This window comes from Exiguobacterium sp. AB2, assembly GCF_000696055.1.
GTDB classification, from domain to species: domain Bacteria; phylum Bacillota; class Bacilli; order Exiguobacteriales; family Exiguobacteriaceae; genus Exiguobacterium; species Exiguobacterium alkaliphilum.
Map to the genome: position 1 here is coordinate 1 of NZ_JNAA01000052.1, position 16,674 is coordinate 16,674.

The window sequence follows — 16,674 nt, forward strand, 5'->3', positions numbered from 1 at the left end:
TTTTTATTTGAGACGGTCGGCGAGAATTCGGTTCAATTCGGTTTCACCGAGTTCACGCATTTTGTCCTCGTTCTCTTGGTCATACGACTCATCCGTGAAGCGTCCCACGAATTCGACTTTTCCGTTCCCGAGTTCACGGAAGACGAGGTTTTTTCGGTCGTTATAAAAGACGACACGATATTCCCGTCCGTTCTCATGCATATAGTTGAACACGCCTTTAATGTGGTCCATGTTCTTTTCTTCAGGCTGATCCTCTTCTTCGTCATCCTCATCGAGCGCATCGGCGAGGACAGCCGTAGGCTCGACTTCTTCCGTTTCTTCCTCAGAGGAAACGGCTTCTTTTTTCTCTTCTTCTGTCATGACAACGACCTCCTTTGCTTACTTTCCTATCATACCCGCTTTTTGAAAAGCTGACTACTCAAAATGGTGGGAGCAGACGCGAACGACGTTAGACGACGACATAATCAAGCGATGGAACAGCTGTCGTTTGACCGGTTCGGGCGCCTCGACCGTCTTGAGCGCCTGTTCCATGCAACCGAGCCAATGCCCGGCGTGTGTCTCCGAAATCGGGTGGTCCCGATGAATCATCGCCAAGTTTCCACCGCCACGTCGTTCCGTATACAGTTTCGGCCCGCCGAGTAGTTGAGTCAGAAACTCAAACTGATGTTGTTTTACCCGCTCTTTGTCATCCGGAAACAGCGGCAGTAAGACCGGATCGGCGTAGACGAGGTCATAAAATGCCTCGACGAGTTGTTTGACGCCGCGTTCGCCTCCAAATTGTTCATATGCACTCATCATCCATCCCCCTCATACCTTTAGTCTAATCGATTTTCATGGAGCATGGGTAAAGGAAAGGGTTAGTCTTTTTTTGCTTAGGTGAAACGGAGGTTTCGCTCTACAAACCGGGAGCGATACGTCATAATAAAGAAAAAAGGGAAGGGGTGTTCGCCTAAATGACGGTCACTTTTCATGTCGGACGTTCCGGGAGCGGAAAGAGCGAATCGATGATGCGTCACATCATCAAGGAACTCAAACGCGACCCGAGCGGACCGACCATCTATTTATTGGTACCGGACCAAATGTCATTTGAGATGGAACGGAAGATGGCGATGACGGACGGCTTGACGGGTTCGACCCGAGTGCAAGTGTTATCGATGCGCCGCCTTGCGTTCTTGCTCATGCGTGACCACGGCATCTCGACCGAACAGTTTTTGGATCAGACGGGGACGCACCTGTTGTTGCGTCGCGTCGTCGAGATGAACGAGGAGCGGCTGACACTGTTCCGACGGACGATGAACCAATACGGGTTTTATGAGGAGTTGAACACGCTCATCACGATGTTGAAGCGTGGGCTCGTCGATCCGGAACAATTGCTCCGCTTGAGCGAGCAAGATCCGCATCGGGCGTTAAAGTTACAAGACTTATCGATTCTATATGAAGGGTTCATGGCGATGACGGCCGGTAAGGCGCTCCATGCGGAAGACTATTTCAACGTCATGCTCGAGCTGTTACCAGAGGTTGACTTGACGGGCACGCAGTTTTACGTCGACGGGTTCAACGAGTTCTCCGAGCAAGAGCTCGCCGTCCTCGTCGCGATTGCCGAGAAAGCCCCGCTGTCGGTCTTATTGACGATTGATCCGGACACGCTTTATCGGCCGAATCCGCTCTTCGGTCCGACGCAGCGGACGCTCATGCGGTTCAAAGAACGACTGTCCGAGTCACGAATCAGCTCGACAGACGTGCCGCACGATGGCGCGAAGCGGTTCACGCATCCGAGTCTCGCCTATCTCGAGGCGACGTTCGGCCAAATGACCGCGGCACCTTATACGCGCGAAACGAACCACGTCTCGCTCGAGGCCGCCGTCGATCGGACGGTCGAGGTGGAGGCGGCTGTCCGTGAAGTGATGCGGCTCGTCCGCGAAGACGGGTACCGCTATCGAGATATCGCCTTCGTCTCGCGTTCGCTTGAAGCGTATGGGGACTTGGCATCACAGGCCCTGCAGAAAGCGGCATTGCCGTTCTTTCTCGATGAGCGGCAACCGATGCTCGACCATCCCGTGGTCGAACTGTTGAAGGCGACCGTCGACATTGCCCTCCGCGGGTATCGGGAAGAGCCGGTGTTCCGCGCGCTCAAGACGGAGCTCGTCTTACTCGACGCCGAACATCGCCGCACGTCGGTCGATCGACTCGAGGCGTTCGTCATCGAACGCGGCATCAAGCATTACCATTGGCACGACGAGTGGCAATTGAAGCGCCGGGCTGAGGACGAAGCGAAGCTTACCGGGGAAGAACTCGATCTCGAGACCGCGCTCAACCGTTATCGCCAGACCGTCGTCGACACGTTCGACCCGCTCTTGGCTGACTTGAAGGCGGCCAAGACGATGCAGGCATACACGCATGCCATCTATCACTTCCTGGAGCGAATCGATGTCGCCGCTTGTCTATCGTATTGGCGCGACGAGGCGCTCGAGGACGCCCGATTGCTCGAGGCCCGCGAGCATACGCAAGTTTGGGACGCGGTGTTGCACTTACTTGAACAGCTCGAGGCGGCCGCGCCGGAAGAGACGCTCTCGACGGAACTGTTCTTGCAGATGATGGACACCGGACTCGATAGTCTGCGTTATGCCCTCGTGCCTCCGTCGCTCGATCAATTGACGGTGACGGATTATGTCCGGGGGCGTCTCATCGATAAGAAAGTCATCTTTTTACTCGGAGCGAACGAGGACCAAATCCCGCTCGTCGCGACGCAGTCGAAACTGTTGACCGACCACGACCTCGACTTCATGCATGAGCATGGCGTACGGGCCGGAAAAGCGACCGAGCATCTGTTTGACGATGAGACGTATTACGTCTATAAAGCGCTGACGGCACCGAGTCATCGGTTGTACGTCAGCTATGCGCTCGTCGACCGGAGCGGGAAGGCGATTCAGCCGGCTGGGTTCGTCGCCGACATCAAGACGCGCCTGTTGAATGGCGCCGTCGTCAAGACACACTTCGCCGAGGCCGGTGAGCATCGTCCGGCCGATCAACTTCGCTTCATCACGAACGTCAACCAGACGGCGGCCGTGACCGCACTCGAGTTGCAACGCCTCAGCCGACACTATCCGATTCAAGACACATGGTTCGCTGTCTATAACGAGCTACTCAAGCATCCGGAAGGACGCGCGCGCATCCGTCTGTTGACGAGCGCCTTGTTTTATCAGAACGTACCGGAGCCGCTCTCAAAAGACGTGGCCAAGTCACTTTACACGAACTCGATTCGGGCGAGCGTGTCCCGACTCGAGACGTTCCAGGCGTGCCCGTTCCGCCACTTCGCGAGTTACGGGCTTCGCCTCAGGGAGCGCCGCTTGTATCGGCTCGAGGCACCGGATATCGGGAACTTGTACCATCGAACGATCGAACACATGTCTCAAACCGTGAAGATGGACGGGAAGGAGTGGCGCGACGTCGATCAAGCCGAGTGCGTGACACTCGCCGAGTCTGCCGTCGAACTCGTCACCCCGGAGATTCAGCATGCGATTTTAATGAGCTCGAACCGCTATGGATATTTGAAGAAGAAATTGACGGACGTCGTCACGAAGACGGCCGAAGTGTTGATTGAACAGTCGAAACGAGACGGGTTCGACCCCGTAGCGTTCGAGCTCGCATTCGGCAGCGGCAACTTCCCGCCCGTCTCGTTCACGCTCAGCAACGGGGCGACGTGTGAACTCGTCGGCCGCATCGACCGGGTCGACACGGCACAGGTCCATGACCAGCTCTACGTCCGGATCGTTGACTACAAGTCGAGCAAGCGCGATATCGATTTCGCTGAGATTTATTACGGTCTCGCCATGCAGATGCTCATCTATTTGAAAGTGTTGATTGAGCAGGCCGATGCCTGGACGAAAGAGAACGTCGCACCAGCAGCGGCGCTCTATTTCCACGTCCACCGGCCGCTCGTCACACCGGGCGGGACGGAGGCTGACACGGCGCGTAAAGTGCTCGAGTCGTATCAGATGCAAGGGCTGCTCGTCGACGACCCGGAAGTGCTCGACATGATGGACCGGACGGCGAAGGCGGAAGCGAAAAAATCGATCGTCATCCCGGTCAAATATAAGAAAGACGGGACGATTGATGCGAACACGGTGAAGAAAGTCGTCACGCCGTCGCAACTCGAACAGTTGATGGACCACGCCATTGATATAGCCGAGGCGAGCGCCGAGGCGATGTATGACGGCACAATCGGTGTCGAGCCGTACGAGTACAAGGAGCGCCGTCCGTGCCAGACGTGCCCGTATCAGAGCGTCTGTCATTTTGACGAGGCGCTCGCCAATGAGCCGCGACAGTTGAAGAAGCTAGAGAAAGACGATGTGCTATCAAGATTAGGAGGTGACGCCGATGAAGTGGACGAATGACCAACAAGCCGCCATCGACGCGAGGAACTCGCACGTGCTCGTCTCGGCAGCGGCCGGTTCCGGGAAGACGGCCGTCCTCGTCGAACGGCTCGCGAGCCGACTGCTCGATGAAAACGACGACTTGACGGCCGACCGGATGCTCGTCGTCACGTTCACGAACGCGGCAGCGGCAGAGATGAAACGGCGAATCGCCAAAGCGCTCGACGGGGCACTTCGTGATGACCCGGATAACGACTACGTCCGGCGTCAACGTCAAATGCTCAACCGGGCGCTCATCACGACGATTCACTCGTTTTGTTTAGAAGTGATTCGGGAGAACTATTATTTGCTCGACCTCGACCCGGCGTTTAAAATCGCCGAGGAACGAGATTTGGTGCTCCTTCAAGACGACGTCCTCGAAGACGTCCTTGAAGAAGAATACGGGAAACAAGACAGCGGCTTCTTCGCCCTTGTCGACGCCTATACGTCAGACCGGGGCGACAATGAGCTTGAAGAGCTCATCCTCGGATTGTATCACTATGCCCGGACGCTCCCGGACCCGGAGGCGTACTTGGATGAACTCGTTTCGCTCTATCAGATGGACAGCGACCCGGACGAAGAGCCGCTCTTAATCGAGTTCGGCCGTGTGTTGTTCACCGATATCGAACGGGCGCTTCGGCAGCTCCGACGTGTCGGCATCGAGCTTCGTCTTGCCGGTTACGAGGCCCAAGCCGAGAACGTGCTCGCCGCGATTGCCCCGTTCGAACGAATCGAGGCGGAGACGTTGAAATGGAGCGAGCTCGAGACGGCGGCACGGGCCGTCAAGTTTGGCACGATGAAGTCGGTCAAACGGGTAGACGAGCATGACATCTATCATAACGTGTTAAAACCCGCGTACGATCAGGCGAAGAAAAAATTGACGGATGCGCTCACGGAGGCGAGCGTGAGCGGGGCCGACCATCTCGAGGCCCTCGCGGCGCAACGTCCGCTCGTCGAGACGCTCGTCGGGACGGTCCGGACGTTCGCCGTCGCTTACGAGCAGGCGAAGCGCGACCGGGCGTTCGTCGACTTCAGTGACCTTGAACATTACGCCCTCGCCATCTTGCGAGAAGGGGACGCGCCGTCCTCGGTCGCTTCGCTCTATAAACAACGGTTCGTCGAGGTGCTCATCGATGAGTACCAAGATACGAACGAGATTCAGGAGACGATTATCGGTCTGGTCAGTCAAGAAGACGAACAAGTCGGCAACCTGTTCATGGTCGGCGATATCAAGCAGTCGATTTATCGCTTCCGTCACGCCGAGCCAGGCCTCTTCATCGACAAGGCGACGCGATTCAAACGAACGGAGGCGGGCCAGCGCATCGACTTGTCACAAAATTTCCGCAGCCGGGCCGAAGTGCTCCACGGCATCAATGATTTGTTCATTCAGTTGATGGACGAGGAAGTTGGAGAAATCGCATACGACAAGGCGGCCCGTCTCGTGCCAGGCCGCGACTACGAGCCGCTCGAGGCGAGTCCGGAGCTCGTGCTCGTCAACGGACAGAGCCACGAGTTGTCGAAGCAAGAACTTGAAGGGCGAGCGATCGCGACACGCATTTTAGAGCTCGTCTCAGGCGACGAACCGTTTAAAGTGACCGATGAAGAGACCGGGTTACTCCGCTCATGTGAATATCGGGATATCGTCATTCTCGTCCGATCGAAGAAAGAACGAGTCGAACAGTTGATGGATATCTTGACCCAATACAATATCCCGGCGTACACCGACTCGGACGGCGGCTACTTCCAGGCGACGGAGATTCGGATGATGTTGTCTGTCTTGAAACTGATTGACAACCCGCTCCAAGACATCCCTCTCGCTGGGGCACTCCGTTCTCCGATGTTCGGTTTCACGGACGAAGAGCTCGCCAAGATTCGCCTCGAGTCGGAGGAGTCGTTCTATGACGCTTTGAAAATGAAGGCGGACGACGAGGATGAGCTCGGCTTGAAGTGCGGTGAGGTGCTTGACCGACTCTCGATGTGGCGTACGTTCGCCCGCAACCACAGCCTGTCTGAACTGATTCAACAAGTGTTCAACGATACCGGGTTTTATGATTTTGCCGGCGGTCTGCCGGGCGGGAAAGGTCGCCAAGAGAATTTGAAGGCGCTCTATGACCGAGCGCTCTCCTACGAACGGAGCGGGTATCGGGGGCTGTATCGGTTCTTACGTGTGATGGATCGATTGCAGGATAACGGGGAGGACTTGTCGGAAGCCAGGTCGCTCGGGGAAGAAGAGAACGTCGTCCGCATCATGACGGTCCATAAATCGAAAGGGCTTGAATTCCCGGTGACAATCGTCGCCCAGCTCGGCAAGCAGTTCAACAAGCGTGATCAAATGCAACGGGTCATCTTCCATAAACGGTACGGCATCTCCTTGGATGCGATCGACGTCATCACGCGGACACGCACCGAGACGTTCGTCAAAGAGATGATTCGCCGAGACCTCGACAAGACGATGAAAGCCGAAGAGATGCGCGTCTTGTACGTCGCGTTGACCCGGGCGAAAGAAAAACTGATTTTAGTCGGCACCGTCGCCGACCCGATGAAGCAAGTGCATGATTGGCTACACGTCGAGAGTCATGGCGAGGCGTTATCGGCCGAGGCAAGACGTGACGCCAAGACGTATTTGGATTGGGTCGCGCCGGCACTTCTCAAACTCGAGGGCGCCGCCCCGTTCCTCGAACGGAACGGCCTCCCGGTCTTTCGCGGGATGCCAGAGGCGACGCGCTGGACGTACCGTATCATCGCCGAAGACGATTTGGCCGAAGTGGCCGCGCTCCAAGAGATGATGGCGCAGCTCCATCACGTCAAACAGTTCGAAGCGATCGACTTCCCCGTCAAACGTGAGCAAGAAGTGACGGAGGCGGTCCGAAGGGCGTTCGCTTACACGTATCCGGCCCAGGCCGCGACGGAGACGGCCGCCAAACAGACCGTCACCGAACTGAAACGGGCGATGCAACTGGAAACGGCGGCGTTTGAAGAGACGTTCCGGGCGACGGACACGCCGTATCGGGAACCGAAGTGGAAACAGACGGACCAGACCGGTGCCGAGCGTGGGACGACGCTTCACTTGTTGTTCCAACTGCTCGACCCAAGACAACCGATTGCGCCCCAAATCGACCGGCTCGAGAATCATCAGATGCTCAACCCGGTCGAAGCGAAGACGGCCCGGCTCGCCATGGCAGATATCGAGACGTTTTTTGACGCCCCGATTGGCCGGGCGTTGACCGAGGCGTTAGCGAGAAATCAGGCGTGGCGCGAGTTGCCGTTCACGTATGCCGTGCCGGCCGAGCGCGTCAACCCAGACGGTGCGTTCACGGACGAACGGGTGCTCATCCAAGGGATTATCGACTGCCTCTTCTTTGACGGCGAGACGTATGTGCTTCTCGACTATAAATCCGACTCGGTGCTCTACTTGACGGACTCGGATGAGGCGGCGAGACAGATGTTGCGCGAACGCTATACGGTTCAACTCTCGCTTTATCGCGAGGCCATCGAATCGATTTGGGGAATTACGGTCGGGCAGACGGTCATTTACTCGCTCGATTTACAAGACGTTGTTTCAATATAATATAGACGGGAATTGTTTTCAGGTGTACGGTTATAAACCGTGCACCTTTTGTTTTGTGATTATGAAATAAATCCGGTAAAATAATGAAATGGAATGAAAATGGAGGAATCGTCATGGTAAAAATCCTACTCGCAGAAGATGAAGAAGTATTACGCATGCTCGTTTTAGATACGTTAGAAGATGAAGGCTACGACATCGATGAGGCACCAGACGGCCTCGAAGCATACCGTTTGATTGAACAGAATGAATACGATCTCGTTATCGTTGACCATATGATGCCCGGCATGACCGGCCTAGAAGTCATCGAGAAGGTCCGAAAATTACCGGGACGTCAACATACGAAAGTGATGATGTTGACGGCGAAGAGTCAACAATCTGACCGTGATTGCGCGAACGAGATTGGTGTCGACTACTTCATCTCGAAACCGTTCAGTCCGCTCGAACTCGTCAAAATTATAGGAGGCATCGTGAATTGAACAGATGGTTTAAGCAAAAGCTCGGCCGTGACATCATGGTCGTCCTCTATACATTTTTAGCGGTTGCTTTAATTGGGTCTGGCATCGCCTACTGGTACGTCGAGAATCGTCTCGAAGCGAACGAGGCGCGCCTTCGTGAGGTCGACGAGCGCATCAGCCGATTGAACACGCTTTGGGACGAGTGGCAAGGGGCGCAGTACGATTCGCGCGGCTATTTGTTGTTCGGCGATACGGCGGCGCTCGAGCGAGCCCGCTCGAAAGAAAATGAGTTCCAACAAGAAATCAATTGGTTCAAGAGCGTCGTCCAGACGCGGCAAGGCGAGATTTTTGCGGACGACCTGCAAAATTTCCATGACTTTTATTTTGATGTGATTTTACCGGTCACGCTCGAATACGGGGAGTCGCGGAGCGAAGGTGAGGTCATCGAGACGTTCATCGACCCGGAGACGGTCGCGTCGCTCCCGACGGCCCAGCGCTTGATTGAGCAAGGTGTCGTCCAGTTCAGTCCGGAGCGCGGCATCGACACGCTCGGTCCGATTCAACAAATCGAGACGTCGCTCACGGACTACAGAGGGCTCATGGGCAGCGAAAAAGAGAAAGTATATACCGAATGGCGGCAAAACAATAACATTTTGCAGTTCTTATGGATTGCAAGCATCGTGTCGTTCGCCATTCTGATCCTTTTGTTCGTCCAACCGTTCTTGCGTCGCCAAACGCGTTTAATTTCAAGGCTCGCGGTCGCATCTGATCGTCTGCTCAAAGGGGAAATCGTCGATTTGAGCGATCAGATGGTCCGCGAAGACGAAATCGGGACGATGTCTCGCTCGTTCAACAAGATGGCCGAGACGCTTCGTGACAATGAACGTCACTTGATTGAGAAGAATCACGAGCTTCAGGCGCAACAAGAAGAACTGATTGCTCAGCAAGAAGAGTTGCAAGCGCAGCAACAAGAACTCGAAGAGATTCTCGAGCAGACGCAACAGAACGAGCAACATTTGGCGTACCGGAACGAGTTGACGGAGACGCTCGCAGCCCGCGACTCGTTGACGGCGTATCCAGAGATTATCGAGAAACTCGTCGCCATCACGGACTCGGAAGTCGGGGCACTCGTCTTCGTCGACGAGGCCGGCTCGTATTCAGTGACGAGCCACGGCCTAAACGAGACGCTCACGCGTCAGCTGCTTGAAAGTGAGAACTCGGTCCTCACCCGGGCGATGACGCTCCGGACGACGGTCCATTCGTCGAAACAAGTCGCAAGTGACCATCCGCTCCCGTATCCGTACTATATGTACGAGACGGCGGTCCCGGTCCACGACCCGACCGACGATACGATTATCGCGTTCATCTATCTCGTCCGCTATAAGGACCGTTTCACCCAGACGCAGATGGGCGACATCATGTCGTTCGCGCGTCAGCTGTCGCTCTCGCTTCTCCGGATGCGTCTCTTCGAAGAGATGACCCGTGAGAAAGGGAAGACCGAGCGGATTCTCGATTCGATTCGCGAAGCCGTCATTTACGTCGAGCACGCGACCGACGACGTCTTCGTCAACCGTCCGCTCTATGAAATGTTCCCGGAACTCGACGAAATCACATCGAACGAACTCGCCGAGCTGTCTTGGAACGAGTGGCGCGAGACGATTTCGACGACGGTCGACCAAGAAGACGATTTCCTGAAATATACGGAACGACTTTTCACTGACGACTTCCCGCATGACAGCGTCAGCTTCTCGATCCGTAAAGGCGAGATGAACCTACAGATGTACGCCGAACGGATCATCGTCGGCGGCATCTCGAAAGGGACGCTCCTCGTCTTCCGTGACATCACGAGCGAGACGGAGGCCGAACGGTTGAAGAGCGAGTTCATCTCGACGATCTCGCACGAGTTGCGCACGCCGCTCTCTTCGATTTATGGGTTCACCGAGCTCATGGTCAAGAAACAGCTGCCAAACGAGAAACAGGCGAAGTATTTGGAGACGATTCATGCCGAGACGGAGCGCCTGACGCATCTCGTCAACGACTTCCTCGACGTGCAGCGGATGGAAGCGGGCAGTCAAATGTATGACCGCGAACAACTCGACGTCGAGCCGGTCATCCGCGACATGATGACGTTCTATGAGGCCTCATCGTTGAAGCACCAGTTCGAGCTCATCACATCCGACGACCGTCCGTATGAGCTGTATGCCGACTGTCAGAAGTTTAAGCAGCTGATGAGCAATTTGCTGTCGAATGCAGTGAAATATTCACCGCACGGCGGTAAAATCACGGTCGAATTGGCCCACCACGACCAGTCCGTGTCGATTAAAGTGAAGGACGAAGGGATCGGAATCCCGAGCGAAGCGCTCGACCGCCTCTTCGACAAGTTCTATCGCGTCGACAACTCGGACAGCCGTGAGATTGGCGGTACGGGTCTTGGACTCCCGATTTGTCAGGAAATCGTCCGAGGCCATGCCGGTCAAATCCATGTCGAGTCCGTGCAGCATCAAGGGTCGACGTTCACCGTCGTCATCCCGAGCTATGAGCATGCTGTTCGCGAAGAGACACCGACGACCGTATAAAGGAAAGAGGGGTGCCCGAAGCCGGGTGTCCCTCTCTTTTTTTGCTTTCGCTTGACCGGTCACAGGTTTATTCGTGTACAATAAGGATTGTATATGATGAAAAGGGGGATAAATGAATGCCATTGACTGCATTCCTGCATACGCACGTGACAAGCTGGATTTTACTCCTCGTCTTGTTTGCCGTCGCGTACGTCGGCTACAAGAACGGGAACAAGAGCGGCAAAATCGCGCATATGGCGTTTCGCCTCATGCTTCTCGTCGCGTTCGGGACGGGACTTTATTTGTACTTACAATTGAACAGCGGCGGGATGTTCTACCACGTGAAAATCACGGTCGGACTCTTGACGCTCATCTTCGGCGAGATGGCGCTCATCCGCATGAAGAAACAAAAGCCGGCCAGCGCCATGCTTGGCGGTTTCGCTGTCTTGTCGCTCGTGACAATCTTCATCGGTTACGCGCTTCCGTACGGCCAATCGTTTTTCAGCAACTTCATTTGAGCCGGATCCCACTTCACACATTGAAGTGGGATTTTTTTGTTTGTCCTCAAATTATTAGGGGAAAATACAAAAATCAGTGATAACGATGATGAGGTGAAACGATGGATCAACAGATGAATGAATGGTCGCGCGTGCTTCATGCGCGGAGATGGATGAAACAAACCGAGTCGTTCCTGCCGTTATGGCATGGCTATATTGGTTATAAGTACGGTTTATTTGATGCGCTCCAAGGCGGGGCCAGCTACGCGGAAATGACGCTTCGATTGAAGCGGCCGCTGACGAAACTCGCGCTCGAGCGCTGGCTTGATGTCGGTGTCGCCGTTCGACACTTGAAAAAGCGAGGATGGCGCTACTATCCAACGCGTAGCTTGAAGTATCAATTATCGCATGAAGATGAGCGTAGTATCGGCTTCATGTTGCAAGAGATGATGGAACTTCACATTCCGGCGCTCATCGCCTATCCGGAGTTTTTAGAGTCGGGGAAACAGAAGACGTTCGACGGGGCCACGCACGGCCAAGTCGTCGCCCAGACGTCGACGCTCGTCGAGACGGTCGCCTTCCCGATCGTGCAGCAACTCTTGCGTCAGGCAGACGTCAAGACGATGCTCGACATCGGTTGCGGCCACGGTGGCTATTTGCGTAAACTGCATGACTTCGAGCCGGACTGGAAATTGACGGGGATCGATTTGGAGGAAGACGTCATCGAAGAGGCACGGGAGAAAGATGAGACGGGTGAGATTCGTTACGAAGTGGCCGACTTCATGGAATGGGACCATGATGAACGGTTCGATGCCGTCATGATGAACAACATGCTCTATTACTTCTCGCCGGACGAACGGACGAAGCTACTCGGACGCATGCTCGAGAATCTAGATGAGCGTGGCGTCGCCGTCCTCGTCACGCCGCTCGCGGAGACCCCGCTCGGCGCACGCTTCGCCTCGGCGTTCAACGCGTTCATGACGCTCCACGATAATTTATATCCACTTCCTACGATTCGCGCCCTCCGTCGTCAAATGGAACAAAGCGGCTTCGGGAACGTCCGCTTCATCCCGTTCATCCCAGAAGGGTCTTGGTATATCGTCATCGCCGAACGTGGCGACTGACATAGACTACACACGGCGAGCCGATTCAGATTTGAACTTGTCTCGACTCGTTTCTATAATGGAGTAGAAGCATAAGAGACTATTCACATAGGGAGTTGTTCAACGTGTCGGAAAAAAGAGTTGCAGTCATCGGTGCCGGACCAGGAGGGCTCGCCGCAGCCATGATTTTGGCGAGCCGTGGCGTCTCTGTCACCGTGTTCGAGAAACAGCCGTTCGTCGGTGGACGGACGTCACGTCTACAAGTCGGGGAGTTCGCGTTCGATCGTGGCCCGACTTTTTTGAATATGCCATATATTCTAGAAGAGATTTTTGAAGAGACGGGACGGAACTTGCACGATTACGTCGAGATGAAACGGCTCGAGCCGATGTACGATCTATACTTCGACCGTGGCCGTCGCGTCTTGTCGATGACGACGGACCGTGACGAGATGTTCGAGGCGATTGAGGCACAGTTCCCGGGCAACGGGGAAGGGTATGAGCGATTCATGTCGGAGCAAGCGATCAAGCTGTCGAAGCTGATGCCGGTGCTTCAGACGGCGCACGACAGTTTGACCGATTACGTGTCGCTTCGTGTCTTGAAGGCGTTGCCGTTCCTCTCGATCGGTAAATCGCTCTATGACGTGTTATCGGAATACTTCACGAGCGAAGAGCTGAAATATGCGTTCACATTCCAAGCGAAATATCTCGGCATGTCGGCTTGGGAATGTCCGGGCGGATTCTCGATTTTGTCCTATATGGAACACGCATACGGCGTCCATCATCCGATTGGCGGCGTGAACCAGTTATGTACGGCGATGGCGCGCGTCATCGAGGAAGAAGGCGGGTCGATTCGTCTCGGTGAAGGGGTCGACCGGTTGTTGCTCGATGGGAAGAGTGTGAACGGGCTCGTCGCGAACAACGTCCACTACTCGTTTGATGAAGTGATTATCGGGGCCGACTTCGCCCACGCGATGACATCGCTCGTCCCGAACGGCACGTTATCGCGTTGGAGCCCCGAGCAGTTGCAGAAGAAACGCTACTCGTGCTCAACGTTCATGCTCTATCTCGGGCTCGACCGCTTGTATGACGTCGGCCACCATACGATTCATTTCGCTGACGATTACGAGCAAAACGTCAAAGAGATGACGAAAGACTTGAAGTTGAGCGACGACTTCTCGTTCTACGTGCAAAACGCCTCGAAGATCGACCCGACGCTCGCGCCAGCCGGCAAGTCCTCACTCTACGTGCTCGTCCCGGTACCGAACAACTTATCGAATTTGCCGTGGGAGACGCTCGAGCCGAAGATGACCGAACGAGTCCTCGACGCGCTCGAGACGCGTTCCCCGTATAAAGACATCCGGGACCACATCGAAGTGAAACAAGCGCTCACCCCGAAAGACTGGGAGGCGTTCGGCGTCTATGAAGGGGCGACGTTCAATCTGGGCCATAACTTGTCACAGATGATGTACTTCCGTCCGCACAACCAGTTTGAAGAACTCGACCACGTCTGGCTCGTCGGCGGCGGCACCCATCCGGGCAGCGGACTGCCGACCATCTTCGAATCGGCTCGCATCACGACGAACTTGCTTCGCGACCGGGCAGGTGTCGGCCAATGAACATCGGATTCGTCGGGGCCGGAATCGGCTCTTTGTATGCGGCGCTCTTATTGACGCATAAATACCCATCGTTGCAGGTCACGATTTATGAGAAGGAAGCGCGCGTCGGTGGACGTCTCAACTATGTCGAGTTCGACAACGGCGCCCGTGTCGATGAAGGCCCGACGATCGTGTTGTTGCCGTCGAAACTGAAACAGCAATTGAAACAGGCGGGTCTTCCCGAGACGGAAGTTGAGCTGCTCGAAATCGACCCGCTCTATCGCCTCCGTTATGAAGACGGGACGGCGTTCTACAAGTACCGCGACATCGAGCGGCAAGCGGAAGAAGTGGAGCGCATGTTCGGGGAAGGGGATGCTTTCCGCGGGTATATGACCCAAAAGCGCGACGAGTATCAAATCGGCTTTGAGTCGTTCTTAGACCGTGGCTATAAAGCAAAGTCGGATTTGTTCGAACCGAAGCTGTTGCTCCTCCTCATGCGCCTGAAGGCGTATGAGACGGCACATGAGAACATGAAACGATTCTTCAAAGACGAGCGTCTGCGCGTCGCCTATAGTCTGCAGACGCTCTATATCGGCGGTAACCCGTATGCGACGCCGTCGCTTTACGGTCTCATCCCATACCGTGAGCAAGAAGAAGGGGTCTGGTACGTCAAAGGAGGATATTTCTCACTCGCGACGAAACTAGAACAAGAGCTGAGACGTCGCGGTGTTCAGTTCAACCTGAACGCGCGTGTCGAACGTGTTCGTGTCGAGAACGGACGGGCGAACGCCGTCGTCGTCGACGGCGTCACCCATCCGCACGATGCGGTCGTCGTGAACGGGGACTTCCCGCTCATGGAGCGACTCATCGATGGCGTCAAACCGAAAGCATACGAGCCATCGAGTGCGACGCTTCTCTTGTACTTCACCGTCAACGGTGAGATTGAGTTGCCGGTGCATCAGTTTGACTTGCCGAACGATTTTGCCGGATCGATGCGAACCATCTTTGAAGATGGTAAACTGAGCGAGTACCCGGCGATGTACACGTTCAATCCGTCCCGGGTCGACCGAACGCTCGCACCCGAAGGCACAAGTGTGCTCTACGTCCTCGTACCGGTGCCGCGAAAGCTCGAGCGCTCTGATTTAGAGGCGAACGGGACGATCGATCACCTCGTCGGCCGGCTTGAGACGCTTGTACCGGGCTTCAGTGAGCGTGTCACCGAGATGAAACTTCGGACGCCGATGGACGCGGAGCGATTCGGTCTCTTTGAAGGCGGCAGCTTCGGCATCGCGCCGAAACTCTCGCAGTCGGCGGCGTTCAAACCGCAAGCCCGACCATATGCGCACATCGAACGGCTCTTCGCCGTCGGCGCCTCGGTACACCCGTGCGGTGGTGTCCCGATCGTGATGATTGGGTCCGAACTACTCGTGAAAAGAATGGAAGAAGAAATGGAGGCATTCTATGACGACACAAGAAGCGTATCGTCAATGTGAGGAAATCATGAAGAAAGGCTCGTTGACGTTTTATCGGGCCTTCTCTTTGCTCTCCAAGCCGGACCGTCAGGCGGTCGCGGCCGTCTATACGTTTTGCCGTCTGCTCGACGACGCCGTCGACGAATCCGACCGACCGGAAGCGAGCCTGACGGAGTTTTTGCATAACTTTAATCGCTTTTTGGCGAACGAAGACGTCGAAGGGGCTCTTTGGGTCGCGCTCCGTGATGTGTGGGGCCGTTATGACATGGACGTCGCGCCCTTCTTCGAGTTGGCCGAAGGGATGAAATGGGATTTACATAAGTCACGGTACGCGACGCTCGAGGAGACGGAACAATACAGCTATTATGCGGCTAGCACGGTCGGCTTAATGCTGTTGCCGATTCTCGTACCAGAGCCGGACGCGACCGAGAAGGCGAGCCTGAAGCAAGGCGCAATCGATCTCGGCATCGCCATGCAGTTGACGAACATCTTGCGTGACGTCGGCGAAGACTTGAGCAGGGACCGGATTTATCTCCCGCAAACGCTACTCGCTGAGTTCGGCGTCTCGGAGGCGGACTTGTTCGCCCGGAAAGTGACACCTGCGTTCATGGATGTCTGGGAGACGCTCGCCCGTCGAGCTGAATTCTTATATACCCGGGCGAGGGAAACACATCACCTCTACCCACCGGCGAGCCGGAAACCGGTACAGGCGGCAGCGCTCCTCTATGAAGGCATCTTAGACGCGGCAAGGGGGAACGCGTATGACGTGTTTACCAAGCGCGCGTACGTCTCGACGTTGCAAAAAGGAAAACTATTGGCACGACTGTGAGCGACCGTATAGGCGGCCGCTTTTTTTGCGCACAAAAAACCACTTTTGGCGGGGGACCAAAAGTGGCGTAAGCGTTATGTGACCCGTCCGTCGGGGAAACGAACGAATCGGCTTGTGATGAACACCTAAAGATGTGCCTCGTCTCATGGGGAATGAAACGATGGGGCATCTTCGCTGAAACAGGATGC

At 55.4% G+C, this 16,674-nt stretch carries 11 protein-coding genes; 9 read left to right on the forward strand and 2 right to left on the reverse strand.

The window, feature by feature from the left end; all coding sequences use genetic code 11:
- Nucleotides 1–3: 3 nt before the first annotated feature.
- Together DI14_RS07660 and DI14_RS07665 are read right to left on the reverse strand one after the other, a co-directional pair.
- Nucleotides 4–360 carry a hypothetical protein gene (locus tag DI14_RS07660; RefSeq protein ID WP_034807187.1) on the reverse strand — a complete coding sequence of 119 codons (357 nt, stop codon included), beginning with the start codon at nt 358–360 and terminating at the stop codon, nt 4–6.
- A 54-nt stretch (nt 361–414) separates the two neighbouring features.
- The gene (locus tag DI14_RS07665; RefSeq protein WP_051622642.1) at nt 415–795 is read right to left on the reverse strand and encodes a truncated hemoglobin; all 381 of its coding nucleotides are present in this window, start codon (nt 793–795) and stop codon (nt 415–417) included.
- Nucleotides 796–953: 158 nt separating this feature from the next.
- On the opposite strand from DI14_RS07665, the gene addB reads away from it, so the two are divergent.
- The 9 genes from addB to DI14_RS07710 all read left to right on the forward strand — a co-directional run bounded on the left by addB (nt 954) and on the right by DI14_RS07710 (nt 16,486).
- Nucleotides 954–4,394, forward strand: coding sequence for a helicase-exonuclease AddAB subunit AddB (gene addB, locus DI14_RS07670; RefSeq protein ID WP_034807191.1), 3,441 nt, complete (start codon nt 954–956; stop codon nt 4,392–4,394).
- On the forward strand, nt 4,378–7,980 hold the full coding sequence (gene addA / locus DI14_RS07675) for a helicase-exonuclease AddAB subunit AddA (protein WP_034807193.1): 3,603 nt from the start codon (nt 4,378–4,380) through the stop codon (nt 7,978–7,980). Before addB ends, addA begins: the two co-directional genes overlap by 17 nt.
- A gap of 113 nt (nt 7,981–8,093) precedes the next feature.
- The gene (locus DI14_RS07680) at nt 8,094–8,456 is read left to right on the forward strand and encodes a response regulator (RefSeq protein WP_021066686.1); all 363 of its coding nucleotides are present in this window, start codon (nt 8,094–8,096) and stop codon (nt 8,454–8,456) included.
- On the forward strand, nt 8,453–11,011 hold the full coding sequence (locus tag DI14_RS07685; RefSeq protein WP_034807195.1) for a sensor histidine kinase: 2,559 nt from the start codon (nt 8,453–8,455) through the stop codon (nt 11,009–11,011). Before DI14_RS07680 ends, DI14_RS07685 begins: the two co-directional genes overlap by 4 nt.
- Before the next feature lie 116 nt (nt 11,012–11,127).
- On the forward strand, nt 11,128–11,508 hold the full coding sequence (locus DI14_RS07690) for a YisL family protein (protein ID WP_034807197.1): 381 nt from the start codon (nt 11,128–11,130) through the stop codon (nt 11,506–11,508).
- Nucleotides 11,509–11,609: 101 nt separating this feature from the next.
- The gene (locus DI14_RS07695) at nt 11,610–12,611 is read left to right on the forward strand and encodes a trans-aconitate 2-methyltransferase (protein WP_034807199.1); all 1,002 of its coding nucleotides are present in this window, start codon (nt 11,610–11,612) and stop codon (nt 12,609–12,611) included.
- Nucleotides 12,612–12,682: 71 nt separating this feature from the next.
- Nucleotides 12,683–14,206, forward strand: a complete 1,524-nt coding sequence (locus DI14_RS07700; RefSeq protein ID WP_152545886.1) for an NAD(P)/FAD-dependent oxidoreductase — start codon at nt 12,683–12,685, stop codon at nt 14,204–14,206.
- Nucleotides 14,203–15,678 (forward strand): NAD(P)/FAD-dependent oxidoreductase, encoded by a 1,476-nt coding sequence (locus tag DI14_RS07705; RefSeq protein WP_034807203.1) that lies wholly within the window; start codon nt 14,203–14,205, stop codon nt 15,676–15,678. Before DI14_RS07700 ends, DI14_RS07705 begins: the two co-directional genes overlap by 4 nt.
- A complete protein-coding gene (locus tag DI14_RS07710) occupies nt 15,647–16,486 on the forward strand; it encodes a squalene/phytoene synthase family protein (protein ID WP_034807205.1) in 840 nt (279 codons plus the stop codon). The genes DI14_RS07705 and DI14_RS07710 overlap by 32 nt, the downstream gene beginning before the upstream one ends.
- The last annotated feature ends 188 nt before the right edge of the window (nt 16,487–16,674 follow it).

What these genes read in the sequence shown, in the direction of transcription:
- addB (WP_034807191.1), top strand. Translation starts at nt 954, where the DNA reads ATGACGGTCACTTTTCATGTCGGACGTTCCGGGAGCGGAAAGAGCGAA.
- addA (WP_034807193.1), top strand. Translation starts at nt 4,378, where the DNA reads ATGAAGTGGACGAATGACCAACAAGCCGCCATCGACGCGAGGAACTCG.
- DI14_RS07680 (WP_021066686.1), top strand. Translation starts at nt 8,094, where the DNA reads ATGGTAAAAATCCTACTCGCAGAAGATGAAGAAGTATTACGCATGCTC.
- DI14_RS07690 (WP_034807197.1), top strand. Translation starts at nt 11,128, where the DNA reads ATGCCATTGACTGCATTCCTGCATACGCACGTGACAAGCTGGATTTTA.
- DI14_RS07665 (WP_051622642.1), bottom strand. Translation starts at nt 795, where the DNA reads ATGAGTGCATATGAACAATTTGGAGGCGAACGCGGCGTCAAACAACTC.
- DI14_RS07705 (WP_034807203.1), top strand. Translation starts at nt 14,203, where the DNA reads ATGAACATCGGATTCGTCGGGGCCGGAATCGGCTCTTTGTATGCGGCG.
- DI14_RS07660 (WP_034807187.1), bottom strand. Translation starts at nt 360, where the DNA reads ATGACAGAAGAAGAGAAAAAAGAAGCCGTTTCCTCTGAGGAAGAAACG.
- DI14_RS07695 (WP_034807199.1), top strand. Translation starts at nt 11,610, where the DNA reads ATGGATCAACAGATGAATGAATGGTCGCGCGTGCTTCATGCGCGGAGA.
- DI14_RS07710 (WP_034807205.1), top strand. Translation starts at nt 15,647, where the DNA reads ATGACGACACAAGAAGCGTATCGTCAATGTGAGGAAATCATGAAGAAA.